The sequence below is a fragment of the Sorangium sp. So ce321 genome (genome assembly GCF_051530195.1).
GTDB lineage: Bacteria > Myxococcota_A > Polyangia > Polyangiales > Polyangiaceae > Sorangium.
Genome location: NZ_CP150329.1, coordinates 4,750,258 through 4,776,081 on the forward strand (window position 1 = coordinate 4,750,258; position 25,824 = coordinate 4,776,081).

General features: G+C 71.7%; 20 protein-coding genes and 1 pseudogene. 10 read left to right on the forward strand and 11 right to left on the reverse strand.

Features of this window, described 5'->3' with window-relative positions; translation table 11 throughout:
- Nucleotides 1–37 precede the first annotated feature (37 nt).
- From WME89_RS18070 to WME89_RS18080, 3 genes are read left to right on the forward strand one after another with little or no spacing between them, the layout of a single operon-like run.
- Nucleotides 38–1,102 (forward strand): DMT family transporter, encoded by a 1,065-nt coding sequence (locus tag WME89_RS18070; RefSeq protein ID WP_438010364.1) that lies wholly within the window; start codon nucleotides 38–40, stop codon nucleotides 1,100–1,102.
- 13 nt (nucleotides 1,103–1,115) lie between these two features.
- Nucleotides 1,116–2,459, forward strand: coding sequence for an ABC transporter permease (locus WME89_RS18075; protein ID WP_438010365.1), 1,344 nt, complete (start codon nucleotides 1,116–1,118; stop codon nucleotides 2,457–2,459).
- A 27-nt stretch (nucleotides 2,460–2,486) separates the two neighbouring features.
- A complete protein-coding gene (locus WME89_RS18080; protein WP_438010366.1) occupies nucleotides 2,487–3,185 on the forward strand; it encodes a helix-turn-helix domain-containing protein in 699 nt (232 codons plus the stop codon).
- Nucleotides 3,186–3,304: 119 nt separating this feature from the next.
- On the opposite strand, the gene WME89_RS18085 is transcribed toward WME89_RS18080, so the two are convergent.
- From WME89_RS18085 to WME89_RS18100, 4 genes are all read right to left on the reverse strand, one after another.
- Nucleotides 3,305–4,324, reverse strand: a complete 1,020-nt coding sequence (locus WME89_RS18085; RefSeq protein WP_438010367.1) for a M48 family metalloprotease — start codon at nucleotides 4,322–4,324, stop codon at nucleotides 3,305–3,307.
- A complete protein-coding gene (locus WME89_RS18090) occupies nucleotides 4,321–4,725 on the reverse strand; it encodes a BlaI/MecI/CopY family transcriptional regulator (RefSeq protein ID WP_438010368.1) in 405 nt (134 codons plus the stop codon). The genes WME89_RS18085 and WME89_RS18090 overlap by 4 nt, the downstream gene beginning before the upstream one ends.
- An 89-nt stretch (nucleotides 4,726–4,814) precedes the next feature.
- Nucleotides 4,815–6,128, reverse strand: a complete 1,314-nt coding sequence (locus tag WME89_RS18095) for a hypothetical protein (RefSeq protein WP_438010369.1) — start codon at nucleotides 6,126–6,128, stop codon at nucleotides 4,815–4,817.
- Entirely contained in the window at nucleotides 6,115–7,188 is a 1,074-nt protein-coding gene (locus WME89_RS18100; protein ID WP_438011943.1) for a cysteine synthase family protein, read from the reverse strand. The genes WME89_RS18095 and WME89_RS18100 overlap by 14 nt, the downstream gene beginning before the upstream one ends.
- A gap of 899 nt (nucleotides 7,189–8,087) precedes the next feature.
- Here WME89_RS18100 and WME89_RS18105 point away from each other — a divergent pair.
- Entirely contained in the window at nucleotides 8,088–8,996 is a 909-nt protein-coding gene (locus WME89_RS18105) for a chromate resistance protein ChrB domain-containing protein (RefSeq protein ID WP_438010370.1), read from the forward strand.
- Between the two features lie 104 nt (nucleotides 8,997–9,100).
- On the opposite strand, the pseudogene WME89_RS18110 reads toward WME89_RS18105, so the two are convergent.
- Nucleotides 9,101–10,350, reverse strand: a pseudogene (locus WME89_RS18110) (MFS transporter).
- Between the two features lie 222 nt (nucleotides 10,351–10,572).
- On the opposite strand from WME89_RS18110, the gene WME89_RS18115 reads away from it, so the two are divergent.
- Nucleotides 10,573–11,352, forward strand: a complete 780-nt coding sequence (locus WME89_RS18115) for a family 16 glycoside hydrolase (protein ID WP_438010371.1) — start codon at nucleotides 10,573–10,575, stop codon at nucleotides 11,350–11,352.
- 43 nt (nucleotides 11,353–11,395) lie between these two features.
- Complete coding sequence (locus tag WME89_RS18120) at nucleotides 11,396–12,394, forward strand: DUF1259 domain-containing protein (protein ID WP_438010372.1); 999 nt, start codon at nucleotides 11,396–11,398, stop codon at nucleotides 12,392–12,394.
- Between the two features lie 25 nt (nucleotides 12,395–12,419).
- Here the strand turns inward: WME89_RS18120 and WME89_RS18125 are convergent, their stop codons facing one another.
- The 5 genes from WME89_RS18125 to WME89_RS18145 all read right to left on the reverse strand — a co-directional run bounded on the left by WME89_RS18125 (nucleotide 12,420) and on the right by WME89_RS18145 (nucleotide 19,991).
- Nucleotides 12,420–15,587, reverse strand: coding sequence for an efflux RND transporter permease subunit (locus WME89_RS18125; protein ID WP_438010373.1), 3,168 nt, complete (start codon nucleotides 15,585–15,587; stop codon nucleotides 12,420–12,422).
- 17 nt (nucleotides 15,588–15,604) lie between these two features.
- Nucleotides 15,605–17,215, reverse strand: coding sequence for an efflux RND transporter periplasmic adaptor subunit (locus tag WME89_RS18130; protein WP_438010374.1), 1,611 nt, complete (start codon nucleotides 17,213–17,215; stop codon nucleotides 15,605–15,607).
- Entirely contained in the window at nucleotides 17,212–18,450 is a 1,239-nt protein-coding gene (locus tag WME89_RS18135; RefSeq protein ID WP_438011944.1) for a TolC family protein, read from the reverse strand. Before WME89_RS18135 ends, WME89_RS18130 begins: the two co-directional genes overlap by 4 nt.
- Before the next feature lie 93 nt (nucleotides 18,451–18,543).
- Nucleotides 18,544–19,560 carry a M56 family metallopeptidase gene (locus tag WME89_RS18140; RefSeq protein ID WP_438010375.1) on the reverse strand — a complete coding sequence of 339 codons (1,017 nt, stop codon included), beginning with the start codon at nucleotides 19,558–19,560 and terminating at the stop codon, nucleotides 18,544–18,546.
- The gene (locus tag WME89_RS18145) at nucleotides 19,557–19,991 is read right to left on the reverse strand and encodes a BlaI/MecI/CopY family transcriptional regulator (protein ID WP_438010376.1); all 435 of its coding nucleotides are present in this window, start codon (nucleotides 19,989–19,991) and stop codon (nucleotides 19,557–19,559) included. The genes WME89_RS18140 and WME89_RS18145 overlap by 4 nt, the downstream gene beginning before the upstream one ends.
- 370 nt (nucleotides 19,992–20,361) lie before the next feature.
- Here WME89_RS18145 and WME89_RS18150 point away from each other — a divergent pair, with 370 nt between their 5' ends.
- The 4 genes from WME89_RS18150 to WME89_RS18165 all read left to right on the forward strand — a co-directional run bounded on the left by WME89_RS18150 (nucleotide 20,362) and on the right by WME89_RS18165 (nucleotide 25,088).
- On the forward strand, nucleotides 20,362–20,568 hold the full coding sequence (locus tag WME89_RS18150; RefSeq protein ID WP_438010377.1) for a c-type cytochrome: 207 nt from the start codon (nucleotides 20,362–20,364) through the stop codon (nucleotides 20,566–20,568).
- 145 nt (nucleotides 20,569–20,713) lie between these two features.
- On the forward strand, nucleotides 20,714–21,862 hold the full coding sequence (locus tag WME89_RS18155; protein WP_438010378.1) for a hypothetical protein: 1,149 nt from the start codon (nucleotides 20,714–20,716) through the stop codon (nucleotides 21,860–21,862).
- Between the two features lie 15 nt (nucleotides 21,863–21,877).
- Nucleotides 21,878–23,524 carry a hypothetical protein gene (locus tag WME89_RS18160; RefSeq protein ID WP_438010379.1) on the forward strand — a complete coding sequence of 549 codons (1,647 nt, stop codon included), beginning with the start codon at nucleotides 21,878–21,880 and terminating at the stop codon, nucleotides 23,522–23,524.
- 37 nt (nucleotides 23,525–23,561) lie between these two features.
- On the forward strand, nucleotides 23,562–25,088 hold the full coding sequence (locus WME89_RS18165) for a hypothetical protein (protein WP_438010380.1): 1,527 nt from the start codon (nucleotides 23,562–23,564) through the stop codon (nucleotides 25,086–25,088).
- Between the two features lie 47 nt (nucleotides 25,089–25,135).
- Here the strand turns inward: WME89_RS18165 and WME89_RS18170 are convergent, their stop codons facing one another.
- Nucleotides 25,136–25,723, reverse strand: coding sequence for a hypothetical protein (locus WME89_RS18170; protein WP_438010381.1), 588 nt, complete (start codon nucleotides 25,721–25,723; stop codon nucleotides 25,136–25,138).
- Nucleotides 25,724–25,824: the final 101 nt, after the last annotated feature.

Genomic DNA, 25,824 nt, shown 5'->3' on the forward strand with positions numbered 1-25,824 from the left:
TCGATGAAGGCCGGAATCGGATGTAGCAAGCTGAGGCATGGCAACTCCTGACCGGACCGCCCACGGGCGGGGCGGCGCCTACGGGCTCGCGGCCGCCGCGCTCTTCGGCGCCAGCGCTCCCGTCTCCAAGCTCTTCCTGCCGCATGTCAGGCCGCTCATGCTCGCCGCGCTCCTCTACCTCGGCGCCGGCGTCGGCCTGACCCTCATCAGGCTTCTCGCAGCGAGCGACCCCACACCTCGGGAGGCCGCGCTCCGGAAGACAGACGTCGCGCTCCTCGCGGGTGTCATCCTGTTCGGCGGTCTCGTCGGACCGGTGCTGATGCTCTTCGGTCTGACGCGCGTTTCCGGCCTCGCCGGGTCGCTGCTCCTCAACCTGGAAGCGCCGCTCACCATGGCGCTCGCGGTCCTCGTGTTCCGCGAGCACCTCGGACGGCGGGCGGCGGGCGCCGCGGCCCTCATCGTCGCGGGCGCCGCGCTCCTCGGCGTCCGGCCGGCAGAGCTGCACGCCTCGGCGGCGGGCGTCGCGGCCATCGCGGGCGCCTGCCTGAGCTGGGCCATCGACAACAACCTGAGCCAGCGCCTCACGCTCCGCGACCCGCTCGCCGTCGTCCAGATCAAGACGCTGGGGGCGGGCGCCTGCGCTGCGGCGCTCGCGCTGCTCGGAGGGCAGCCGCTCCCCGAGCCCTCGCTCGTGGCGCCCGCGCTCCTGCTGGGCAGCCTCAGCTACGGCGTGAGCCTCGTCCTCGACATGAAGGCGCTCCGGATCCTCGGCGCGGCCCGCGAGGCCGTGTACTTCGCGACGGCCCCCTTCATCGGCGCGATCCTCTCGGTCCCTCTCCTCGGCGACCGGCCCGGCGCGACGGATCTCGCGGCGGCGGGCCTCATGGTGGCCGGCGTCGCGCTCCTCCGGAGCGAGCGGCACGCGCACGCGCACACCCACGCGGCGCTCGAGCACGATCACGTCCACACCCACGACGAGCACCATCAGCACGGGCACGAAGGGGTGCTCGACGAGCCGCACGCCCATCCGCACCGGCACGAGCCGCTCTCCCACGCCCACCCGCACGTGCCCGACCTCCACCACCGGCACGACCACGACTGAGGTCCGCGGCCGCGTGGCCGCCGCAGGGCGACGTCGTCCGTGCTCCTCCTTGATAATAAACGGTCGACTGATTATTTATCCGGAGCTGACGAAGAGGAGGCTCCACGATGCTGATCGAGCTGGAAGGGGTGACGAGGACGTACCCGCGGCCCTCCGGGCCGCAGTTCACCGCGCTTGCTGCGCCGGGAGCGCCGGGAGCGGGCGCTGCACCTCGGCCTTCCGCGACCTCTTCCGGCGGTCCGTCCGCCTCTCGCTGGCGCTCGGTGCCCTGGCGCTCGGCGGCGCGGTGCTCATGACCGCCGTCAACGTCTACGGGGGCCTCGTCCACGCTCTGGACGACGCCATGGCCGCCCGGGGCGACGACGTGGACGTGCGCCTGCTACGCCCCGCGCCCGCAGGGGAGCTGACCGAGCGCGCGCTCGCGATCCCGGGCGTCCGGGCGGCCGAGGCGTGGGGAAGGACCCAGGCGGCCATCGAGCTGCCCGGCGCGGCGCCGGGTCACCGGATGGAGACGGATCGCTACGAGCTCGTCGCCCCGCCCGCGGGCACGCGGCTGCTCGGGCTGCGGCTCGCCGAGGGGCGGTGGCCGGCGCCCGACGAGCTCGGCGCCGTGGTCGTCAACGGCGGGCTCCGGCACCGCGAGGGCGGCGCCGGGCTGCGGATGGACGCCGAGATCGCGCTGCTCGCGGGCGGACGGCGGACCCCCGTCCGCGTGGTCGGCGTCGTCGACGAGATCGGAGAGCCCTCGCTCTACACGAACGCCCGCACGCTGGGGGCGGTGACTGGAGAGGCGGACGGCGGCGCCGCGGCGCTCCGGGTGGTCACGGAGCCTGGCGCAGAGCGCCGGGCAGCGGCGGCGCTGGAGGAGGCGCTCTTCCATGCCGGGTGGTTCCCGACCCAGGTGATGGTGCGCGACATCCGGCGCCAGGTGATGGCCGATCACTTCTTGATCATCGTGGGCTTCCTGGCCGGCGCTGCGCTGTCGGCCGTCGTGGTCGGCGGGCTGGGGCTCGCGACCAGCATGAGCCTGAACGCGCTGGAGCGATCCCGGGAGATCGGTGTGCTCCGGGCCATGGGGGCGACGCGGCGCGCGGTGGTGCGCATCCTGCTCGTCGAAGGCGGGGCCGCCGCGGCGCTGAGCGCGGCCCTCGCGATCGCCCTCTCGGTGCCGCTCTCGGCCGTGGTGGGCCGGATCCTCGGTGAGGTCGCCCTCCATGTCGCGCTGCCGCTCGTGATCTCTCCCCTGGCCGTGGGAGGTTGGATCGCCCTCGCTGGGCTCGTGACCTCGGCGGCCTGCCTCGCGTCTGCTGCTGGTGCGCTGCGCCTCCCCGTGCGAGAAGTGCTCGCGCACGAGTAGGCTCGCCGCCGCGCGGCAGGCGCATCCATGGGCAGGCACCGGACCATCGACGACGAAGAGCTCTTGAAGATCGCCCGGCGCGTCTTCCGGCAGGGCGGTCATACGGCCTCGACCCGCGACGTGGCGCGCGCGGCCGGGATCTCGCAGGCCGTCCTGTACCAGCGCTTCCGGTCGAAAGACGACCTCTTCTTCGCCGCCATGTTCCCGCCGCCGCCGGACCTCGGCGTGTTGCTTGGAGACGAGGACGAGGCGGGCCGCGGGGCGCGGCGCCACCTGACCGGCATCGCGACACGCGTGCTCGGCTATTTCACGAGCGCCGCGCCCGCCATTCTGCACCTGGTGACCCACCCCTCCTTCCCGGAGATGATGGCCCACGCCCACCACCGCTTCCTGGGCGCGGGCCTCGTGGACGCCCTCGCGGATCGCCTCCGCGCGCTCTCGCGGCGCGGCCTCATCGCGCCCGTCGATGCCGGCGCGGCCGCGGAGGCGCTCGTCGCCGCCATGCACAGCGTCGCGCTCTTCCGCATCTTCTCAGGGACGGCGGATGTCCCAGCGAACGATGCGCGCGCGCGGCGCGTGGTTCAGGTCCTCTGGAGTGGCCTCAAGCCGCGGCGCCGCCGGGGTCCGACCGAAGGGGCGGAGCCGCCGAAGCAGCCCGAGGACCTCGTCGCTCCGCGATCCACCAGGGCAGATCGAGGAACCTGCGACGGGTCCGGCTCAGCGTGAGCTCCGGGGCCGGGTCGCTGCGCCGGCCACGCGGGCTCGGGGGTGCACTCTCTCTCGAATAGCCATTCCGGGGATGGTGGAGGAACTGGATGTTCTCGCGGGGCGCGCACGAGCGCCGCTTACCACGAGACGAGCCAGCCGAGAGCTGTCTCCACGGCGTGGTGGAACGAGCCGCCCGGCCACGCGCCGGCGCCGGCGAGGGCGGCGGCGGCGAGCGCCGCGAGCGCGGCGGCGGGCGCGCCATTGCGGAGCCGCGGCGCGGTACCGCCAGCCTCCACCAGTTCCAGCAGGGAGCGCACGCGCTGCTCGAGCGCGACGCCGGCCGGTGCACCCAGCGCGAGCGCCGGCGGCGAGTGCTCGCGAGCGCCGGCCCGCGCCCGCTCCACCGCGACGAGCGCCGCCGCGACAGCGCCCGCATCCCGCAGTCGCGCCGCGGCGTACCGATCACACTCGCGCTCGACGGCCGCTCGCCAGGCGTCGATCAGCCGATCCGCACCCGGGATGGGAAACAGCGCGAGGGCGAGCCGGAGCGCGATCAGGGTCAGCGCGTCACGCCGCCTGGCGTGTGCCTCCTCGTGGTGCGCCACGGCTCGGCGCGCCTCCTCGGTCAAGGCCCCGAGCAGGCGCCGATCGACGACGATGACGGGCGCAAGCGCGCCGACGGTGAACGCGGCAGGAGCCCCGCAGTCAGCAATCCGGAGCGGAACGCCATCCATCCACGCGACCGGCAGCCGGCGGACGGCGCGGGCCCGGCGCGCCGCCGCGAGAATCTCCCGCGCGAGGCGGCGCAGGTGCGGCGCGGCGTGCGCGAGCCACAGGGCGACGAGCCCCGCGGCCGGGACGACCAAGGGCAGCGCGAGCTCGGGGTGGTGCGGGCAGAGGTGCGGGTGGTGCAGCCCATGGGCCACGCAGTGGCAGGGGGAGAAGAGCCGCGCCGGCGAGGCGAGCGCGACAGTTCCGAGGAGAGCGAGGAGCGCAGGAGCGAAGATCACCGCGGCGCGGAGCGCCGGAACGTCGTGCCGGCCGCCCCACGAAAGGCCCCGCGCGTGCCGGACCGCGATCCCCACGGCGCCAGCACCCAAGAGGCCGAGCGCCGCAAAGAACGCCGCGAAAGAGGCGATCAAGGCGACGATGCTCATGCGGAGCGCCTCCGCCTCCGCCGCCGCTGCTCGATGAGCGCCGAGAGCTGATCGAGCAGATTCGGATCGGCGCGCTCCGCAGAGTCGAGGAAGGCCATCAAGAGCGCGTCGCTCTGGTGTTTGCTCGCGGCCGTGAGCGAGCGCGCCGCTTGCTCGCCTAACCAGGCCTCCCTGGAGCTGCATGGCCGGTACAGGAACGCCTTACCCTCTTTGTGGCGCGTCACGAACTCCTTTTCATGAAGCCGGTCCAGCACCGTGAGAACGGTTGTATAGGCGAGCGGGGGCCGCCGCGGAATCCGGCCGAGGACGTCGCGAACAGACAGCGGTGCTGTGCTGTCCCACAGCACGGACAGCACAGCGGCTTCGAGCTCGCCGAGGGACCTGTCGTTCGAGGTGGCCAACAGAGGATACCTACCGCGCGAGGCCAGGGATGTCGATGTGTCGGGCGCGCTCTCCAGGATTGCTCTCTGCGATCGCGCGCGGCGTCAGGTCAGTGCGCAAGAGCCCGCTCGACGCGCTGGCGCAGCCCGAGACCGAGCCACAGCGTCTCGGCCGTGAGGGCCGCGAGCACGGCCAGCGCGGCCGCCGTGGCGCCGGGCATCTTCGCCCGGATCCCCAGGGCAGCGGCGCCCAGGAGCACCGTCGTCCCGAGCCACGTCGCGGCGTTCACCCGGTTCGTGCGGGTCTGGCAGAGGAGGAGTCCCTGCGCCGCGTTCTGGAGCGCGATCAGGAGGGGCACGACGGAGCACAGGAGGACGACCGGCAGCACTCCTGTCAGAAGGGCCGCGTCATCTCCGATGAAGGCGTTCAGCAACAGCCGTCCAGGCGGCGTCAGCGCCGTACCGAGCAGCAGCAGCGCGCAGGGGGCGCCGACGCTCAGCGCGAACCGGACCAGGAGGCCGCCTGACGCCCGGGCGCGGTTGCGGATCACGACTTGCTGTATCATGCGCGTCGTGTTCGCGATCAGGAGCACGAAGCCCCACGCGGCGGGCCAGGCGGCCAGCGCGACGGGCGCATCCGCGGCGCGCGCCACGAGCGCCACGAGGACCGTGCGTCCGCCCCAGACCACGAGCATGGAGCTGGCGAGAGGCCAGTAGAAGCGGAAGACGCTCGCCACATCCGTCGGGAGGCCGCGCGCGGTTTCGGCTTGCGGCACCTGATCCGTGACCAGCTTCCTGGCCGCGACCGTCACCGTCAGCGCCTCGGAGACCACGCCCAAGAGGAGCGCAGTGCCCGCGAGACGCGCGCCTTTCATGCCGGTCGCGAACCCGACCGCGAGCACGGCGGCCACCACGGCGAGCCTCGCCAGGCCCGCCAGGCCCACGGGCCGGGTGTGGCCGGCGCGGATGAGCAGGCCCTGGAAATAGCGCCGCCACCCGATCGCGGCGGGCCAGAGGATCAACAAGCTCAGGACGGTGTGGGCGCGTTCCGCGACGGCGCCGTCGAGGCGCAAGACGTGCCGCCCGAGGAGGTCGAAGAAGGGCGGCGAGGCCAGGAGCAGCAGGCCGCCCGTCAGGACCGCGATGGCGAGCAGCATGAAGCGAAAGAGCGCCCTCCTGGAGGCCATGGCACCCGAGAGCGCGTTCGAGGCGTGCAGGAGCATGATGATCGGGCTCTCGAAGAGCACTGCGAGCGATTTCGCCACGCCGGTAGCCGCCAGGCTGGTCTGGGCCTCCGGGAGGTGGGCGAGCGTCGTCGTGATGAGCGGATCGCCGGCCGCCATCGTCGCCTCGCTCAGCGACAGCGGCAGAAACTGTGCCCAGAGCGAGCGGAGCGTGACCGCCGCCTCGTCAGGCTCGCTCATGCCACGCGTTCTCCATCATTCTCTCTCGAGACGCCGGTTCGAGCGCCCGGATCGCCGCGGCGAGCGCGTCTCCCTCCTGGATCTCGATGCCCTGCGCGTCGAGCCATTCCCGGTTGTAGACGGTCTCCAGGTAGCGATCGCCGCGGTCAGGGTTGATGAGCACGACCCGCTGGCGCGGCACGAACGCCTCCATGTAGGCCATGCCAGCGGCCACGATCGCGCCGGTCGATGCGCCCAGGAGCAGGCCCTCCTTGCGGGCCAGCGCGTGGCACACGGAGAAAGCCAGCCGGTCCGGGATCGAATAGGCGGCATCCAGCGCCTCGGGCGCAAAATTGGGCGGAACGAAGGAGAGTCCCAGCCCGGTCATCTTGTAGTGGTGGCGCGGCGTTCCGAGGATGGCGGAGCCGGCCACGTCGACGCCCACGAGCTTCACGCCGGGGTACCAGCGCTGGAAATACTTCGCGACTCCGGCGAGCTGGCCGGCCGTGCTGACGCCGAGCACGACCACATCCGGCGGGCCGCTGAAGGCCTCCGCGATCTCGGGCGCTGTGTAGAGCGCGTGGGCCTCGGGGTTCGAGGGGTTGAGGTGCTGGCAAGGGTACCACGCGCCGGGGATCTCACGGGCGAGCTCGGCCGCCTTCCGCATGCGGGCCACCTGCATGGATCCGTGTGCGTCCATCGCCGAGAGCGGTACGTCCATCAGCTCCGCGCCGTAGGCCTCGAGCATACGGCGCATGGGCGGGGCGGTCTTGGCGTCGACCACGATGATCACGCGGTAGCCCCGGGCGGCTCCGACCATGGCGAGACCGATGCCGAAATTGCCCGAGCTCGATTCGACGATCGTCCCGCCGCGACGCAGGAGCCCTCGCGCTTCAGCTTCCTTGATGAGATACGCGGCGTTCTTCTCCTTGATGCTGCCGCCGGGGTTGCACGACTCCAGCTTGAGGAACAGGTCATGTCGCTCGCACACCTTCCCCATGCAGTTCATGCGGACGAAGGGGACATGGCCGATCGCCTCGGTGACATCTCTGGCGAGCCGGGGCCTGAGCTCGCCGGGCATGAGACCAGGCGGCGCGCCCGCGCCCGGGCGCTGCGCCTCCCGCAAAGCGCTCTCTGGCGCGGCATGTATCCTGTAGAGCGCCGGCTCCATCGTGGACAGCCTCTGCGTCCCGTTGTCATGGCCGCTCCGGACCGCGACACGATCGTACCTCATGCTCATCTTGCTCCCCATTGTCCAGCCTTTAGCCGCTCATGGCTGCTCAGTTCGACCCTCAGCAGGCACACGCGATCTGGAGACGACGCGCTCAGCGCGCGCACCGGCGGCATGCGATCGAGCCTGTCTCCGCAGCATCGCGCCCGTGCCAGGCCAAAGCCGCCTGCTCATGCGCGCGGTGAGCCCCCTCCAAACCGCAGCGTCGATATACTACCGCGCGTAGTTGGTGACCAGGGTCAGCGCATCGATTTGCGGGTGGATCGTCGTCGAGACAGGCTGGCGAGCAGTTCAATGGTGCGAGTGACGTCCGTTCTTGTTCCAGCAGGCCCCGCTCCCTGGACCGACTTCAAGCCCGGCCCGCATGGCTGCGGCTACACCTCCGCAGCCGCGCGCTCACGGCGCGACGTCGAAGCGAGGCCCCCCACGCCTCGGGAGGCCGCGCTCCGGACCGTCCTGAGGCCCCGGGTCGATTCGGCCGACGCTCCAGCGACCGACGACCCCCGGGGATATACCAGCCACGGCGGCTCTCGACGTTGACACGTGACCTCCACATCGGAAAACATGCCTGCTGAATGCCGCCTTCCCGCGCAGCACGCCGCGCACCCGACGCTCGGCGCGATGACGTCCCTGGCTCGCCGGGCGAGCACGCGCGCGGGCTGCTGGCTGCAGCGCACACGGACGACCCGCGTGCCGGCCGGTGGCTGCTGCTCATCCATCAGCTCCCGCCCAAGCCGGCGTATCTTCGCGTGAAGATCGGGCGTCATTTACATCGCCTGGGTGCCGTCGCGATCAAGAACTCGGTCTACGCGCTCCCGGCGACCGATTCGGCGCGAGAGGACTTCGCCTGGGTGCACCGCGAGATCATCGACGGCGGCGGCGAAGCGTCTGTGTGCGAAGCGCGGTTCTTCACGGGGCTCTCGGACGAGCAGATCGAGGCGCTGTTCCACGCAGCCAGGGACGCCGATTACGAAGCGCTGGCCGAGGAGGCGCGCGCCGTCCAGAAGACCCTTCCTCGGCGCGGAGGCATCCCGGAAGAGCGCCGCGTCGAGCTCGCGGGCGAGATCGCGCGACTCAAGAAGCAGCTCGCCGAGATCGCCGCGGTCGACTTCTTCGCGTCCACCGGTCGCGTCGCGGTCGAGGGGCTGGTGCACGGTCTCGAGGCGCGCCTCGAAGGCGGCGCGAGCGAACCGCCGACGAAGCGCCAGCCGGCGATGCTGGCCGCCGAGGTCCGCGGCCGCACGTGGGTCACCCGCAAGAACATCCACATCGACCGCATCGCGAGCGCGTGGCTCATCCGGCGCTTCCTCGATCCGGAGGCGCGCTTCAAGTTCGTGAGCGGCAAGAGCTACACGCCGGAGCCGGGCGAGCTGCGCTTCGACATGTTCGAGGCCGAGTTCACCCACGAAGGCGACCGTTGCACCTTCGAGGTGCTCCTCGACCGGTTTGGCCTCGCAGATTCAGCGCTGCGCCTCATCGCCGAGATCATCCACGACATCGACCTCAAGGACGCCAAGTTCAACCGACCCGAGCGGCCCGGCGTGGAGTGCCTTGTCAACGGGCTCGCCATGGTCGAGCGGGACGACGAGGCGCGGCTCGCCCGGGGAGCGGCGCTCTTCGGCGATCTGTACGAGTCGCTCGCGCGAAAGGCTGATTGAGGAACGACGTGCGCGCCTGGCGCTGGTCTGACTTGCGACCGCCCCCGAACCTGTCAGCGTCACGGTCGCCAGCGTGGTTGCCATGAGGGCGCGACGGGTCTGGTTCAGGGCGAGCTCCGGGATCCGCCCGCTGCCATGGCCGTATCTGCTGCCTCTTCCGGCGGCTTGAGGGCGCCGAACTGCATCAAGAGGAGCACGTCGTAGACGGTCTTGGCCACGCCTGCGCAGAGGAGCGGCCAGCCGAAGCTCGAGCGGCTGAGCATCGCGCCCGCGAGAAGCGGCGCGAGGGCCGCGGCGAGGCTGCGCGGCACGTTCGTGACGCTCGCGGCAGCCGGGCGCTCCTCTGGCGGGACCACCGCCATCACGTACGACTGCCGCGCAGGCACATCCATCTGCGAGAGGCACATGCGCAGGAGGAGGAACCCGACGGCGAGCGGCGCGGTGGGCATGAGCGCGGCGAGGATCAGGAGCACGTTCGAAGGCAGGTGGGTGTAGACCATGGTGTTGATGAGCCCGATCTCGCCGCGAGCCGCGCGGACACGAGCTGCGAAAAGCCCGCGGCGATGCCTGCGGCGAAGAAGATCGCGCCCGTCGTCTCCACGGAGAGGGCGAACCGACGGAAGAGCCACAGGGCGAGGAGCGACTGGACGATGAACCCGCCGCCGAACGAATCGAGGCTGAACAGCGCCGCCAGCCGGAACACGATCCGGCGCGACCGCCGGAGAGGCGCCGCGTCCGCCGCGCCCGCGCGTCGATCGAGCGCGGGCGAGAGCTGCCAGTAGAGGAGGCCCACCGCCACCGCGACGGCCGCGTACAGCACGAACGCTGAGCGCTCCGCCGCGGCCCGATCCCAGCCGAACCGGCGCGCGGCCAGCACCGGCAGCCCGCTCGTCAGCGCGCCGAGCGCGCCGGCGAGGTTGCCCGAGAGGTTGTACCAGGCGAAGAGCCCCGTGCGGTCGCGGCCCTCCACCGTCCCGCTCAGCACGGCCTGCTCCGCGGGCAGGAAGACGCTGACATCGCCCGCCGAGGGGTTGAGCGTTCCAGCGACGGCGACCACCAGCAGCGGCCAGAACGCGGTGACCCCGAGGAAGCCGAGCCCCGTCGCGAACATCAGCGCCGCGGCGGCGAGCAGGAGCCGCTTCAGGCCCAGCCGATGCCCCAGCAGCCCGAACGCCAGCGTGAGCGCCGCTGAGCCCAGCAGGGTGCCTGTGACGATGGCGCCAATCTGGAGCGGGCTCAGGCCGATCAATGTGAGGTAGTCCGCGAGGAGCACGCTGATGGCGCCGTCGGCGAAGCCGCGCAGCGCCCGGGTGACGAGGAGCGCCCGCGCGTCGGCCGTTGCGCTCGCAGGCATCCGCCCGAGGGCGGCGCGCCGGTTCGCGCCAGGCTCTTGCGAGGCGATTGGCATCATGCCTTCTCCTGTCGGCCTCCGCCGCACGCCTCCGTGAGCGCGAGCGGATGCTTCACGTGGGATCCGATTTTCCACCTCATACGCGCAGGCAGGGCCCGATGCAACAGTTGTTACATATATAGGTCAATTGTATCATGCAGCGCGGTGACCCCAGCGAGGTGAGCGATGACGAAGCTTGTTGCGGTGTTTCTCCCCCTTGTCGTGCTCGGCGCATGTCGTGGCGAGCAGGCGGCCCCGCCCAGTCCCGCGGCGCCGCCGCCCGGCACATCCGCGAACCCGACGACCGAGGTTCGCGAGGGCGCCAGCAACGCTGCCGCACCCGCGGCATCTTCGGTGCCTCCGCCTTCGGCCTCGCCCGAGCCGAGGACGGCGCGCACCTGGGACTTCGAGGCGCAACCGGCCGACGCTCCGCCGGCCGGGTTCTCCTTTGGCAGGACAGGAAGCGGGGCCGCGGGGAGCTGGGTGATCAAGGCAGAGCCCGGCGCGCCGAGCGGGAAGGGGGTTCTCGCGCAGATCAGCGCGGACCCCACGGGCGGCCGGTTCCCCCTGGCCGTCGTCGACGAGCCCACGCTCCGCGACCTGCGGCTCTCGGTCAAGTGCAGGGCCGTTTCGGGCAAGGTAGACCAGGCGTGTGGCCTCGTCTTCCGCTACCGCGACGAGAACAATTACTACATCACCCGTGCGAACGCGCTCGAGGGCAATGTGCGGCTCTATCACGTCAGGGACGGACGCCGGACGCAGCTCGCGAGCTGGAGCGGCGCGGTGACCGGCAACTGGCACGAGCTGCGGGTGGAAGCCCGCGAGGACCGGATCCAGGTCTTCTGGGACGGAAGTCAGGTGATCGATGCGACGGACCAGACATTCACCGCTCCGGGAAAGATCGGCGTCTGGACCAAGGCGGACTCGGTCACGTACTTTGACGACCTCACCGTTGTGCCGCTCTGAGAAGACGTCGTTTGAAGAAGACAGAAGATGAGGAGAAGAAGCGATGAGGAACATCGTTGGTTGGCTCGGTCTCGCCGCGCTGACGGCGCTCGGCTGTAGCAACGCACCCCCGGCGCCCTCGGCGGAGCCGCCGGTGGCCCTACGCCCCACGGCTCCGCCGGCGGCCGAGCCCGCCGCTCACTCAGCGCCGACCGCCCCAGCCGCGCTCGATCCCGCGGCCGTCGAGGCGGCCACGGGGGGCAAGGCGGAGGTCGCCGAAGGCGTCGTGAAGGTCTCGTTCCCCCGGAACGACGTCAAGGTCGAGGTGGATGGCTGGGCCATGCCGCCGTTCATGGGGCTCACCTCGTGGGCCGGGTTCACCCCCGGCGAGAAGCCGGGCGTCGAGGCGATGGTGATGGGCGATCTCGTCCTGTTCGAGGACGAGGTGAGCGAGGCCATGAGCGCCGCCCTCGACGCCGGGCTCGAGGTCACCGCGCTCCACAACCACTTCTTCTACGACCGGCCCAAGGTCTACTTCATGCACATCGGCGGCGAGGGCAAGCTGGACGTGCTCGGCAAGGGCGTTCGCGCGGCCCTCGACGCCACGAGGGCTATCCGGAAGGCGACGCCACGACCGCGCGAACGCTTCGAGGGGCCGGCCATTCCTGCGAAGAGCGCCATCGATCCGGCCAAGGTGGAGGCGGCGCTCGGCGTGAAGGGCACGGCCAAGGACGGGATGGTCAAGGCCGTGATTGGCCGGCCTGCCGCCGTCGCCGACTGCGGCTGCAAGATCGGCAAGGCGATGGGCGTGAACACGTGGGCTGCGTTCGCGGGAACGGACGACAACGCCGTTGTGGATGGCGACTTCGCGGTCACCGAGGACGAGCTCCAGCCCGTCCTCAAGGCGCTCCGCGCGGGCAAGATCCATATCGTGGCGATCCACCACCACATGATCGGCGAGGAGCCGCGCATCCTGTTCTTCCACTACTGGGGGCGGGGCCCCGTCGCCGAGCTCGGCAAGGTCTTGAAGGGCGCGCTCGGCCTGACCAAGAGCCAGCCATGAAGCGATCATGAGTGGTACGAGCATGCTAATGCGCGGCGCTGCCCCGTGTCGCCACGCCGGCGACATCGGCTGACGCGGCGTGCCGGGCTGCTGCTCGGGCCGCAGTTGGCGCGCCGAAGCGCGCGAACAGGGGGGGAATCACGAGTAGGTTGAGCAGCGTCGAGCTCGTCAGTCCGCCGAGGATGACGGCGGACATGGGGGCCTGGATCTCGTTGCCCGGCTCGCCGGCCGCGAGGACGATCGGAACCAGCGCCAGCGCCGCCGTCAGCGCCGTCATCAGGATCGGTACGAGCCGGTCCACGCTCCCCTGGATCACCGCCTCACGCAGCGGCAGCCCTTCCACCGCGAGCAGGTGCCGGTAGTGGGTCACCATCATGATGCCGTTCCGGGTCGCGATCCCGAAGAGGGTGATGAACCCGACGAGCGAGGCGATGCTCAGCACACCGCCCCCGAGCCAGACCGCGACCGCGCCCCCGACGAGCGCGAGCGGCAAGTTGAACAGGACGAGCGCCGCGTCCCTGGCAGAGCGGAAGGCCAGGAGCAGGAGCGCCGTCATCCCGACGATCGCCAGGGCCGAGAGGGCCAGGATCGTGCGGCTCGCCGACGCCTCGCTCTCGAACGCCCCGCCGAGCTCGACGCGGTAGCCCGGCGGCAGCTTCACCCCGCCGCGCACGGCCTCGAGGACATCCTCGGCGGCCCCCCGGAGATCGCGCCCGGCCACGTTCGCCGTCACGATGATCCGGCGCTGCACGTTCTCGTGGTTGATGAGGTTGGGCCCCATGGTCTTGTCGAGCGCGGCGATCCCCGAGAGCTCGGTGAAGCGCTCGCCGCGGACGTCGACCGGCGTGGCGGCCATCAGGGCGAAATCCGAGCGGTAGGAGCTCGGGAGCTTCGCGACCACGTCGTAGACGCGCTCCTGTTCCCAGAACAGGCCGACCTTGCTGCCGACGAAGGCCATCTCCACGAAGCGCGAGAGCTCCCCCGGGCTCTTGCCGAAGGCGGCGAGCTCGGTCGCCCTGGGGCGGATGACGAGCTGGGGGATCTCGGTCTGCTGCTCGACCGCGAGGTCGACGACCCCCGGGACGCCCTTCATGGCCGCCTCGGCCCTCCGCGCGAGCGCGCGGAGCTGATCGAGGTCGTCGCCGAAGATCTTGAGGGCGAGGCTCGCGCGCACGCCGCTCACGAGGTGCTCGATGCGGTGGCTGATCGGCTGGCCCACCGTCACGGCGAGGCCCGGGATCGCCGCGGACTGCTCGCGGATCTGCGCCAGGATCTCCTCGCGCTCCCCCTTGGAGATGTCGAGCCCGACCTCGAGCTCGGAGAAGTTGACGTCGAGCGCGTGCTCGTCCCGCTCGGCGCGCCCGGTGCTCCGGATGACGGAGGTCACCGCCGGGTGGGAGAGCAAGAACCGCTCGAGCCGGCCGACGATCTGGTCCGATGTCTCCAGCGACGTGCCGGGCGCGGTCGCGGCGGCGATGTTCAGCGATCCCTCGTTGAACTCGGGGAGGAAGCTCCGGCCGAACGAGGCCAGGGCGACGACGGCCGCGATCGCCCCGGCGAGCGAGGCGAGGCCGATCGGCACGGGGATGCGCAGCGCGGCGGCGACGATCGGGCGGTAACGCGCCTTGAGGAAGCGCACCAGCCACCCTTCCTGGTGCGCCGCGGCGCCGTCGGTCCGGCCGAGCAGGAGCATGCAGAGCACCGGGGTGATCGTCAGCGCCACGAGCAGCGAGGCGCCGATGCTGGTCACGTAGGCGACGCCGAGCGGGCGCAGGAGGCGCCCCTCGATGCCGCTCAGGAAGAAGAGCGGGGCGAAGACGAGCAGGATGATGAGCGTCGCGAAGACGACCGAGCTCCGGATCTCGCACGACGCCTCGTACACCACGTCGAGGACGGGCCGCCGCTCTCCCGCCGGCAAGAGCGCGTTCTCCCGCAGGCGCCGGTAAACGTTCTCAACGTCGATGATCGCGTCGTCCACGAGCTCGCCGATGGCGATCGCGAACCCGCCCAGCGTCATCGTGTTGATCGACGCGCCCGTGACGCGGAGGACGAGGAGCCCCGCGAGCAGCGAGAGCGGCAGGGCGAGCAGCGAGATGAGCGTGGTCCGCCAGCTCATGAGGAAGAGGGTGAGGATGATCGCGACGAGGATCGCCCCGTCGCGGAGCACGGTCGTCACGTTGCGCAGCGCGACGCGGATGAAGTCCGCCTGGCGGAACCCCTTGCGGTAGAGGGACATGCCCTCCGGCAGCGAGGCCGCGATCTCGTCGAGCGCCTGGTCGACCCGGTCGGTGAGCTCGAGCGTGTTCGCTTGCGGCTGCTTCTGGACCTTGAGCACGACGGCGTGCCGGCCGCCGACGGCCGCCTCGCCGCGCCGGATCGCCTCGCCCATGGCGACCGTCGCGACGTCGGCCAGGTGGAGCGGGACGCCGTCGCGCTCGGCGATGACCACCTGTCCGAGCGCGTCGATCGAGCTCGGCCGGCCGAGCCCGCGGATCAGGTACTCCTGCGCGCCCGCGACGTAGAAGCCCCCGGACGTGCTCTCGGAGACGCCCTGCAGCGCCTCGAGGACCTGCGCCGTCCCCACGCGGTGCTGCATGAGTAGCTCGGGCGCGAGCGTGATCTCCACCTGCTTCAGCGCGCCGCCGATGGGGACCACCTGCGCGATCCCTGGCACTGCCAGCAGGCGCCGCCGGACGAACCACTCGGCCGTGTCCCGCAGGTCGCGGCCCGAGATCTTCCCCTCGTCGTCGCCCTCGCTGGCCAGGCCAACGAACATGATCTCGCCCATGATCGACGACGCGGGCGCCATCAGCGGCTCGATGCCCTCCGGGAGCGAAGCGCGGGCGGACGAGAGCTTCTCCGCGACGACCTGCCGCGCCAGGGCGGGCGAGACGTCCCACTCGAACTCGACCCAGATCAGCGCGATCCCGACCGCGGACGACGAGCGGATCCGGCGCACGCCCGAGGCGCCGTTCAGCGCCTGCTCGAGCGGCGTGGTGACGAGCTTCTCGACCTCCTCGGGGGCGAGCCCTCCGGCCTCGGTGATGACCGTGACCGAGGGCGCCGAGAGCTCAGGGAGGACGTCGAGCGGCATGGTGGCGGTGGCGTAGGCGCCGGCGCCGACCAGCACGAGCGCGGCGGCGATCACGAGCCAGGCGTGGCGGAGCGAGCCGCGGATGATGGCGTCGAACATGGCGGGGAGCTCCTCGGCTAGTGGCGGTGGGACTCGACGGTCCCCATCAGCGAGGCCAGGTGAACGTCAAAGCCGCCTCGGGTGACGATGCGATCGCCCTTCGCGACGCCCGAGCGCACCTCCACGAAGGCGCCGTCGGCGTCGCCGAGCGACACAGCGCGCTTGTCAAAGTGCTCTCCGTCGCTCTGGACGAACACGTACGGGCGGGTGTCGATCTCGACCACGGCCGCCCGTGGCACCGCGAGCGCTGTCCGAGGGGCACCGAGCCGGACCGCGAGCACCACGCTGGCGCCGGGCCGCAGGTCGTCCTGGGGCGCAGCCGCTTCCCTGGCCGGGGCCCCCGCGCCGCCCGGCGCGCCGGCGCTCCGGAGCTGCGGCACGTCGGCGATCCACGTCGCGATCCGGGAGTCGGCGTCGATGACCGGCAGCAGGGACAGGAATCGAGCGCCTCGCTCCTCGATGTCGAGGCGCTCGCCGCTCGGCAGGCGCACGGCCGTCGGCCTCGCCTGCTCGAACGTCGCCGCAGGACGGGCGACGAACCGCGCGCGGATCCACAGGTGGTCCGTCCCGCCGATGCGCACGAGCGGCGCTCCGGCCTCGACCGGCTCGCCGTTCGGGACGAGGACCTGCGACACGATGCCGTCGAGGGTCGACTTGATCGTGATGCCGCCCGTCCCTCCTGGCGACAGGACCCGCCCGATCCGGCCCTGCGCCGAGCGCAGCCTCGCCTGCGCCGCGTCGAGCTGGTTCCTGAGCTCGATGAGCCGTCGCTCGGGGACGAGGCCGTCCTTCGCGAGGGGCTCGATGCGGGCGATCTCTCGCTCGAGCTGCTCCTTCTCCAGCCTCGACTCCTCGGTGGCGAACTGGAGCCGCGTGTAGTCGTCGCCGGCCACGGTGGGCGCGATGGCGCCGAGCACATCGCCCTTGGCGACGCGGAGCCCCTCCGCGAGCGCGCGCTTCGGGTCATGGAAGAAGCGCCCGCCCGTCGGCGCGCCGATCGTGAGCTGGTCCGAGGCGGCCGGCTCCACGGTGGCGGCGATCTCGATCTCCCTGGCGAGGGGACGCTCCTCGGCCCACGCGGTCGCGAAGGGGATCTTCCATTGCGATTCCTTGAGGAAGGTGATCGCGCCGCCTCCGGCCTCCGGCTCCGCCGGCGGCGGCGTGTCGGCGACCGTGATGGGGCCGCAGTCGAAGACGTCGGTCTTCCCCGCGTGCTCGTACGCCATCTCGAGGGTGTATGTGCCCGCCGCGGGCGCCGGCCCCTCGGGCGTGAAGATGCCCGGCCGCTTGACGCCCTGGATGCTCGTCTCCGCGGCCACGCCGGTGGGCGTCTTGAAGCGGACGTGGAAGGTCCCCTCCGTGACCGCCTGGAAGCCGTCGAGCCGGGTGACGTGCGCGTGGTAGGGCACGGGCTTGCCAGGGGCCGGCGGCGGGAACTCCACGAAGAGCTCGTGAAGCTCGGTCCACTTCGTGATGGCGAGCGGCTCCGGCTCGCTCTCCTCGGCCCCGTGGTCGTGGCCGTGGTCATCGTGGCTGTGCCCGTGCTCGCCGCGACGGCATCCGATCGCGCCGGGGAAGAGCGCGCAGAGGGCGAGCGCGGTCGCCAGGGTGAAGCGCTCAGGGTTCATCGTCCACCTCCTGCGGCGTCGCCGCACGCGTGATCGAGCGTTGCATCCAGCATCGTGCCCGTGGCGCGCATCCAGGCGAGCCGCGCGAGCGCGATCTCTTCCAGCAGATCGATGCGCGCGAGCTGCACCTCCTCGGCCGCGCGGAGGGCGTCGAGGAGCTCGGCGATCGACGCCTCCCCCGCCGCGTAAAGCCTGCTTGCCTGGCCCTCGAGCGCCGCGGCCTCCGCGACGGCGCCCTCGATCTCCGCGACGCCGGCTTCGAGGATGCCGAGGCGCGCCGAGGCGGCCCTGGCGCGGGCGGCGCTCTCGCGCTTCAGGCCGGCGGCCGCGGCCTGGGCGACGGCCCGCTCCGCGTCCGCTCGCGCCGCGTCACCCTGGCCGTGATCGAAGAACGTGAGCGGGACGGTGAGCCCGAGGGACAGCCCGTGCCCCGTCTCCTGCGCCGCGCCGGAGAGCGCGCGGTAGCCGGCGAAGACCTCGACGTCGGGGACCCATCGCCGGCGCGCGGCTTCGGCTTCCAGTCCACGCGCGCGCGCCGCAGCTTCCAGACCCCGGACCCGGGGCGGCGCCGGGGTGGCCCCGCCCTGCGCGGAGGCCGCGGGCCGCGCCGCTGGCCCGCCAGCGATCTTCGCGATGCCCTCGGGCGGGAGCGCCACCTCTTCCCCGGTCCACGCCTCCAGGAGCGCCCGGGACGCGGCGGTCCGGGCGCGCGCCGACGCGAGGAGCCGCCCGTGCACGCGCGCCTGGGTCCGCTGCCGCAGCAGATCGTAGCCCGTGCTCTCGCCCCCCCGGGCGAGCCGCTCGATGGTCCCGGACAGGGCATCGAGCGCCCCCTGCTGCCGCGCGAGGACGGCGAGCCGCGCCTCGTCGGCGGCGGCCGCGACGTACGCCTCCCTGAAGGCGAGCGCCGCGTCGAAGCGCGTCGCGTGGGCCTCGGAGAGCGCCTGCTCGCGGAGGGCGCGCGCCGCGTCCTGCAGCACGAAGCGCTGGCCGCCGAGCCCGAGCGGGACGGAGAGCCCGACGATCGTCTCGCTCTCGGCCGGCCCGCTCAGCGTGCGCTGGTGCTGGAGGGAGAGCGACGGGTTCGGCAGCACGCCGGCCGCGGTGATGGCGGCCTCCCCGCGGAGCCGCTCCGCGCGCGCCGCCACGGCCGCGGGCCCGTCGGCGCAGACCCTCCGCGTCGCCGCGACCTCGTCGAGCGGCGACGCCGCGAGGCTGGTCGACGCGGCCGCCATCGAGGCCACGAGGGCACAGCCGGCGGAAAATATACTACGCATTGTAGTAGATGAGCACAAGGCGTGACGGCGAGGGCGCATCGCTGCACTTCCCTAGTGGATGAGGTGACCGATCAGCGTCTCGATCGCGTGGTGGAACCCGTCCCCAGGCCACACGAACGTCAGCAGGAGGGCGCTGGCGGCGACGATCGCCGTGGCGAGCACGTCGTTGGCGAGCAGCGGCTCGGCGCTCGGGAGCGGCTGCTCCGCGCCGAGCAACGCGAGGACGCGACGCGAGAGATCGCGGCCTGCGAGCGCGCCCATGGCCTGCGCGGGCAACGCAGGCCCCCGGGCCCCCTGCGCCCGGATCTTCTCGACCGCGACGAGCGCCGCGGCGACCGCGGCGGGGTCGCCGAGCTTGCCGGCCGCGTACCGATCGCAGGATTGCTCCGCTGCGGCTCGCCACGCGTCGATCAGCCGCTTTCCCGCTGGGCTCGGGAAGAGCGCGACGCAGAGGCGCAGCGCGAGCAGCGTGAGCCCATCGCGTCGCTCGACGTGAGCCCGCTCGTGCTCGACCACTGCGCGCCGCTCTTCGTCCGAGAGCGATCGCCAGAGCATGCGGTCGATCACGACGAGCGGTGAGAGGGTACCGATCGTGAAGGCGGTGGGCGCTCCACAGTCGGCGAACCGCACGGGGACGCCCTCGAACGCCACCGTCGGCAGACGCCGCACGGCCCTGGTCCACCGAACCGAGGCGAACGTGTCACGGAGGAGCCGGAGGATGCCCGGCGCGACGAGCGCAAGCCATGCCCCGACGAGGTAAGCGGAAGGCGTGACCAGCGGCAGCGCGAAGGCCAGGTGGAGCGCGCAAAGGTGGGGGTGGTGCAGTCCGTGCTCGGCGCAGTGGCAGCCGACGAACGGGTTCGGAAGCGCGAGCGCCGCGCACCCGACCGCCCCCAGGACCGCCGGAGCGAAGACGACGGCGGCGCGCAGCGCCGTCGACGGCAACCGCTGCCCCGGCGACGGCCAGCGCGGGGCGAACCGCGCCACAAGGCCGACGGCGCACGCGCTCACCAGCGCGAAGGCGACGAACGCGGCTCCGAGCGGCAGGCCGGCCAGCGGCGGCGTCACGTGGACCGTCCTTTCTTGCCCGGCGGGGGACCGGCTTGCGACGCCCCGGCGCGCCGACGCTCGATGAGGGACGACAGATGCTCGACCAGCGCGGGATCGGCGCGCTCGGCCGAGTCGAGGAACGCCATCAGGACGGCGCTGCTCGGCGGCCCGCGCTCCGCGGTCAGCAGGCGCGCTGCCTGTTCGCCGAGCCATGCCTCCTTCGAGGCGCGGGGGCGATAGAGGAAAGCCTTCCCCTCCTTCTCTCGGTCGACCATCCCCTTCTCGTGAAGGCGATCGAGCACCGTGAGCACCGTGGTGTACGCGAGCGCCGGCCGCCGCTGGATGCGCCCGAGGACCTCGCGCACCGAGAGCGGCGACGCGCTGCTCCACAGCGCGGAGAGCGCGGCTTCCTCGAGTTCACCGAGAGGCTTCGGCTTCGGCAAGGTCACGGAGGTCAACTACTACGACGAGTAGTTGACGTCAATCCGGCAGGAGTCCCGCGCTCTCGCCCGTTGCCGCTCACCATCGGTTTGCCGGGAGCAAGGAAGATTCCGAATCGAGGTGACGTTCAGCACAACTTCTGCTGTGAAGCGCCCCCCTCTGGGCTGTTCCAGGTCCCGCTGGCCGTCGCGGTCAATCCTATGAGACCGGCGGAGGAGCTTCCAACGGCGCGACACCGTGGTTGTCGAGCAGCGTGGCGTCGCTGGAGGGCACCACCGTCTCGCGGCAAAACACGTTGCGCACGAACACGTGGAGAAGGCGACGCCCAGCTGTCGCCAGGCAAGGGGGGAAGGGAAGCCCGGCCGTTATCCGCCGCTCGTGGGCTCCTCATGGGTGCTCGACGACCCGGAGACTCCGATCCGGATCATGCTGCTCGGCGTCGCCGGCCCGATGGAGGTGAACGGCGCGGTGTTCAACGACGTGATGCCCAACCTCGGCGTGACCCTGACGGACGAGGAGGTCGCGCTGGTGCTCACCTACGTGCGGTCGAGCTGGGGGAACAGCGCGCCGCGCCCTCGCCGATGAGCCGAGGAGCAACTTTGGTCGGACCGTATGTCCTAAGGCTGGAATTTTGCCCCTACCGGTTCGGAGCTCGCGGCCAGCCGAGTGCCTTCCGTCATCCAGGCGCGAATTCTCGATCAAGCAGCCGGAACGTGGCGATTTCCGCCGGTTGACGCCGAGCGGCCGGCGTCAGTACCGTGCCGGGATGCGTTACATTGCGCATTCGCTCTCGATTCTTCTCACGCTCGGGGCCGCAACAAGCTTCACCAGCTCGGCCGGCGCCAGCGGCGTCCATCCCCAGGCGAAACCGAGCGGCAGTTCATCGGTGAAGGACCTTGTCCGCCGTGGTCAGCGAGCGCGCAATGCGGGGCAGTGGACGGAGGCTTACGCCGCGTACAAGGCGGCCTTCGAGGCGGCAGACCCGGCGTCCAGCACGGGGCGAGAGCGCGCGGAGATCGCCGGGGAGCTCGGGCTGTACGAGCTCGCGCTGAACAATCACCGTGACGCGGCCGAGCACTTGGCCTGGAGCCTTGGGCAGCTCGAGGCGCTCCCTTTGCCGCTGCAGAAGAGGTTCGAGGAGGGCCGACGCAAGGCAGAGTCGCTCGTGGCCGTGCTCATTCTGGCCGTGGATCCGCCGGACGCCGAGGTGCTCGTCGACGGCAAGCAAGTCGGCCGGCCCGCGCGCACCTACACGCTCTACTTGGAGCCGGGCCGACACATGGTGCGGGCCCGAGCACCCGGCCGCGAAGACGCGCTCCATGCCATCGGCGCCGTGGCAGGTGCGAAGCACGACATCGCGATGGTCTTGCCGCGCACGTCGGCGCGCGACGCCAAGGAGGGCGGGCCGGTATCACGGAACGACACGCCGCAGGCCCCGAGCTCTCCGTCGGTTGCGCGCACGGGGCCTCCCAGCCCATGGGCCTCCTGGCCGGGGACGGCGCGGATCGGCGGCATCGCGGTGACGACGGCGACGGCGGCGGCCGGTGCGGTCCTTCTCCTGCGCGCTCACGTCGTCCACGGCGACCTGCGCGAGGGAGGCGTCGCGCGTCGCGCGCAAGGATGGACATCGCACACGTGCCGGGAAGCGAGCGCACCCGCGGCGTGCGCCGACATTCACGACCAGGTGAACGAGCGGGACTTGTTCGCCACGCTCGGCAAGGTGGCGCTGGTAACGAGCGCCGTGTTCGGCGTGGCGACGGCGGCCTCCTTTTTCACGGAGGTCGCCGTCTTCGGTGCTGCGCCCAGAGCCACTGGCGTCCGCGTCGTCCCCATGACAACGAGCGAACGGGCTGGGGTGCTCCTCGAAGGGGCATGGTGAGGCGGAGGCGAGGACATGCGTTCTAGATCTGTGGGTCGCGGTCGAGGGGGCCTCCGCTGGCTGGCGTCCATCGCGCTCGGTCTGACCGGCGCGGCCGGCAGCACGGGGTGCTACTCCGGCAACTGCGCGGACGCCCACCTGTGCGAGGTTCCGCCGCCGGAGCCGTCTCCATGTGACGGGCATCCGGCGACGGCGGTGGCGCTCGACATGTGCGGCGTGTTCGTCAGCGAGCAGGGCGACGACAACAGCCCCGGTACGAAGGACGCGCCGGTGCGGACGTTGCAGCACGCGGTCGGCCTCGCCGCACACGGTCGAGGCAACGGCCAACGGCCGACCCGGCGCGTGTACGCATGCGGCGGGTTGTTCGAGGAGGAGATCGCGCTGCCCTCGGGGGTTGACCTGTGGGGCGGGCGTCTCTGCGATGACGGCGACGATTGGTCGTATGACGGATCGTTCGGCGGACCGGATCACCCGACGATCATTGCTCCGCCAGTGGGGATCCCGCTGCGGGTCCTCGGGGGAGACGATGCGATCATCGCCGGGGACAACGCGACGTCCATGATCTCCGGCGTACGCGTGATGGCGGCCGACGCCTCCGCGAGCGACGGCAAGTCGTCGATAGCGATGATCCTGAGCGCCGGAGCCAGGGCCATCGTGCGGGAGAGCGACATCCTCGCAAGCGATGCCAGAGATGGAGAGCCGGGCAAGGACGCGCCGAGCTTCCGCGCGAGCTCCGGCGTGGTGGGGAACAACGGCGTGGACGCCTGCACCGCGGACGTGGCGCCGGGCGCCCTTCCGGTCGTGACCGTGTGCGACGATGGTATCGAGTCGAGGGGTGGCTACGGGGGCGACGGCGGCCTCGAGACGGGCGGCGATGGTGCTCCAGGGCTGCCGGAACCGGTCGGGAATCCGCCCGAGCGCGGCGTGGCTGGCAGCGGCGCCTCCAGCATGCCGTGCACGAATGGGCAGAATGGAGCCAACGGCGCCGATGCAGAGCGCGCTGCCGGAGCGGCGGGCGCCGGCCTCCTGGACGTCGATGGATGGGTCGGCGTCCGCGGGGAGGACGGGAAGAACGGCGGCGTCGGTCAGGGCGGCGGCGGGGGTGGCGGCGGCAAAGGGCGCGACGACATGACGGCGTGTCCGGCGGGTCGGTCCCAGGGCGGTGCGGCCGGCGGATCGGGGGGCAGCGGCGGCTGCGGGGGCAAAGGGGGCCGGGGGGGCGACTATGGCGGCGCGAGCATGGCGATCGTGGCCTTGCAGGGGAGCGCCATCACGGTCGAGGCCGGCAGCAAGGTCCTCGGGGGCAAGGGCGGCGATGGCGGGGTCGGCGGAACGGGCCAGTGGGGAGGCTTGGGCTTTGCCGGCGGCCTCGGTGGAAACGCTCGTCTGACCCAGACGGCGCCCGCATGTCGCGGCGGCGGGGGCGGCAACGGCGGTCGCGGCGGCGATGCGGGCGGCGGTCTCGGGGGTCACTCGCTCGGCATCGGCTCCGTGGGCGCCTCCGTGGCCATCTTGGAGCACGCGACGGTCTTGCCCGGGCAGGCCGGCAAGGGCGGCCTCGGCGGCAATGCAGCCCAGGAAAGCGGCGACGGCCAAGGCGAAGAAGGGATTGCGCTGTTCTGGTACCGGTTCGAGGCTCCGGCCTCGGAACAGCCGCTATGAACCGCCCTGTGCTGGCGGCGCACGTCAGGAGACGCCCATGAAAAAGACCGCCGCTACTACCTTGGTCCTTCTGCTGTCCCCATGCGCGACCGGCTGCGGAACTGCCCCCGACGTGAACGACCCTGGCGTGACGCCTTGCGAGGGCACCTCGTGCGAGGACGAGCCGCCCCCGGAGTCGGTGTGCATCGAGCACGTCGCCGCCGGCATCCTCGACGACGGCTGCGGCGTGTTCGTCGCCGGAAACTACGGCGGCGGCGACGACAGGAACCCCGGCACGAAGGCGAAGCCGGTGTACACCATCCCGCGCGCCGTCGAGCTCGCGCGCGCTGGACGAGGGCGCGTGTTCCTCTGCAACGAGGGGTTCATCGTGGAGCAGATCAAGGTGCCCTCCGGCGTGGATCTCCGCGGGGGCTTCCACTGCCGGAAATGGGAGCGTGACCCCCTGCGCCCGTGGACCCTGTTCAACCACAGGGCAGTCCGCGGCCCCGTGGTGATCGTCGAGCCCGCGGGCCTCGAGGACAGCGGGGCCGCGGACGGGGTGTCGACGATCGCCGATCTCCACATCCCATCATGGGGCCCAGTCGGCGTGCTCGTTCAGTCGAGCTCGGCGGTGGAGATCCTGCGGAGCGAGATCTCCGCCAACGGCGGAGAGGGGGGCATCGATGGCGAGCAATGGTGGACCAAGCAACCGGACGCACCGGATGGCATGTTCGGTGGGGACGCGTGCTCGGCGACCGTCGTCGCCGGCGGGCCGGCGCCCGTGAACCGGTGCGAGAGCGGGCACACGAGCGTCGGCGGCAAGGGAGGGGACGGGCGGCCCGACAGCGCCGAGGACGGAGGCGACGGGGAGCCCGCCTACGCTTCGCCCTCGCGCGGCGGTCTCGGAGAGCGGGACAACCAGAGTTGCTCCCTCGGATCCACTGGGGGCCCGGGGGCTCCGGGAACACAGGGTGCACCGGGCAAGGGCATCGGGCGCCTCGCCGAGACAGGATGGGAGGGCGACACGGGGGGCGAGGGCACCTGGGGCACGCCGGGCCAGGGCGGCGGCGGTGGTGGCGGTCGCTGGGGCGGGCTGGCCCTGTGCGGCGTGGCCTCCAAGGGAGGCCCAGGAGGAGGCTCGGGCGGGGCCGGCGGTTGCGGAGGCCGCGGGGGCCGCGGGGGAGCGAACGGGCAGCCGTCCATCGGCGTCCTCGCGCTTCATGCCCGGGTGACCCTGCGCGACACCAAGATCACGACGTCCCGCGCCGGCTCGGGCGGCGACGGCGGGCCACCCGAGGAGGGCGGCAGAGGCGGCAGAGGCGCACGGGGCGGAGCGCTGGGGGATGGGTTCTACTCCTGCCTCGGCGGCCATGGCGGCGACGGCGGGCCCGGCGGCTACGGCGGCCCAGGGCGTGGCGGCGACTCGATCGGCGTCGCCTACCTCGACGAGGACCAGCTCACGCTTGAGGGCGTTACCTTCGAGATCGGACCGGCGGGCCCGGGCGGCACGAGCTGGAATCACGATGGCAGCACGACGGTGGGAGAGAGCGGCAAGGCCCACGAGACGCTTCGGTTTTCTGAATAGTCGCCAATCGCCTCCCGGGAGGACGACGGCACGGATCTCCACGACGGCTACGAGGGAGCTCCGGGCTCGGCGTCTACGAGCCAGCCATCCAGGAAGCGGGAGGCCCACGCGACCATGGCTGCCGGCGGGTCGCCTTCACCGTCCCACGACGCGACCAGCGTTTCGAGCTCGCGCGCTGCGGCTTCGAGCTCGCGCTTGGAGGCGATGCCGCGTGGAGTCGTCGGCGGATCCATGAGCACGCGAACTTTTGCAAGTACCCTCAGTACTTCCTCTTTGCGCAGGACCCCATCCGTCGTCACCACCCAGTAGGAAGAACCGCTCTGCACCTCAGGCATCAGGGCCCATGCGATTTGATAGAGCGCCGCGAGCACGGTAAGCACCGCAACGAGCGAATCTGTAAGCTTGCTCGCTTCGACATCTGCACCGGGCGCTGACACGTCAGACGGCGATGGCTTCACCCATGTATGCTGGTTCGAAAACAGGCAATCGTAGAGTCTTACCTCGCCGGGAAGCCGCAGGCCCGCTGTCACGTCCGGTACGAGCACGGTCCCGATCTCTGGCGGCATGGGCTCGCAACCGAAGGTCGCTTCAATATCACGGGAGATCCACTCCGCACTTGGTTGCTCGTCGGGCAACAAATAACATTTGTGTCTGTCACAGAATATGCCCGGCGGGAGATCCCGACCGCCCTCCTCGTATAGGTGCTCAGCGCACCGATTCGCGACATCGGTGCTAT

What these genes read in the sequence shown, in the direction of transcription:
- WME89_RS18070 (WP_438010364.1), top strand. Translation starts at nt 38, where the DNA reads ATGGCAACTCCTGACCGGACCGCCCACGGGCGGGGCGGCGCCTACGGG.
- WME89_RS18080 (WP_438010366.1), top strand. Translation starts at nt 2,487, where the DNA reads ATGGGCAGGCACCGGACCATCGACGACGAAGAGCTCTTGAAGATCGCC.
- WME89_RS18085 (WP_438010367.1), bottom strand. Translation starts at nt 4,324, where the DNA reads ATGAGCATCGTCGCCTTGATCGCCTCTTTCGCGGCGTTCTTTGCGGCG.
- WME89_RS18095 (WP_438010369.1), bottom strand. Translation starts at nt 6,128, where the DNA reads ATGAGCGAGCCTGACGAGGCGGCGGTCACGCTCCGCTCGCTCTGGGCA.
- WME89_RS18100 (WP_438011943.1), bottom strand. Translation starts at nt 7,188, where the DNA reads ATGCCCGGCGAGCTCAGGCCCCGGCTCGCCAGAGATGTCACCGAGGCG.
- WME89_RS18115 (WP_438010371.1), top strand. Translation starts at nt 10,573, where the DNA reads ATGACGAAGCTTGTTGCGGTGTTTCTCCCCCTTGTCGTGCTCGGCGCA.
- WME89_RS18120 (WP_438010372.1), top strand. Translation starts at nt 11,396, where the DNA reads ATGAGGAACATCGTTGGTTGGCTCGGTCTCGCCGCGCTGACGGCGCTC.
- WME89_RS18125 (WP_438010373.1), bottom strand. Translation starts at nt 15,587, where the DNA reads ATGTTCGACGCCATCATCCGCGGCTCGCTCCGCCACGCCTGGCTCGTG.
- WME89_RS18130 (WP_438010374.1), bottom strand. Translation starts at nt 17,215, where the DNA reads ATGAACCCTGAGCGCTTCACCCTGGCGACCGCGCTCGCCCTCTGCGCG.
- WME89_RS18135 (WP_438011944.1), bottom strand. Translation starts at nt 18,450, where the DNA reads ATGGCGGCCGCGTCGACCAGCCTCGCGGCGTCGCCGCTCGACGAGGTC.
- WME89_RS18160 (WP_438010379.1), top strand. Translation starts at nt 21,878, where the DNA reads ATGCGTTCTAGATCTGTGGGTCGCGGTCGAGGGGGCCTCCGCTGGCTG.
- WME89_RS18165 (WP_438010380.1), top strand. Translation starts at nt 23,562, where the DNA reads ATGAAAAAGACCGCCGCTACTACCTTGGTCCTTCTGCTGTCCCCATGC.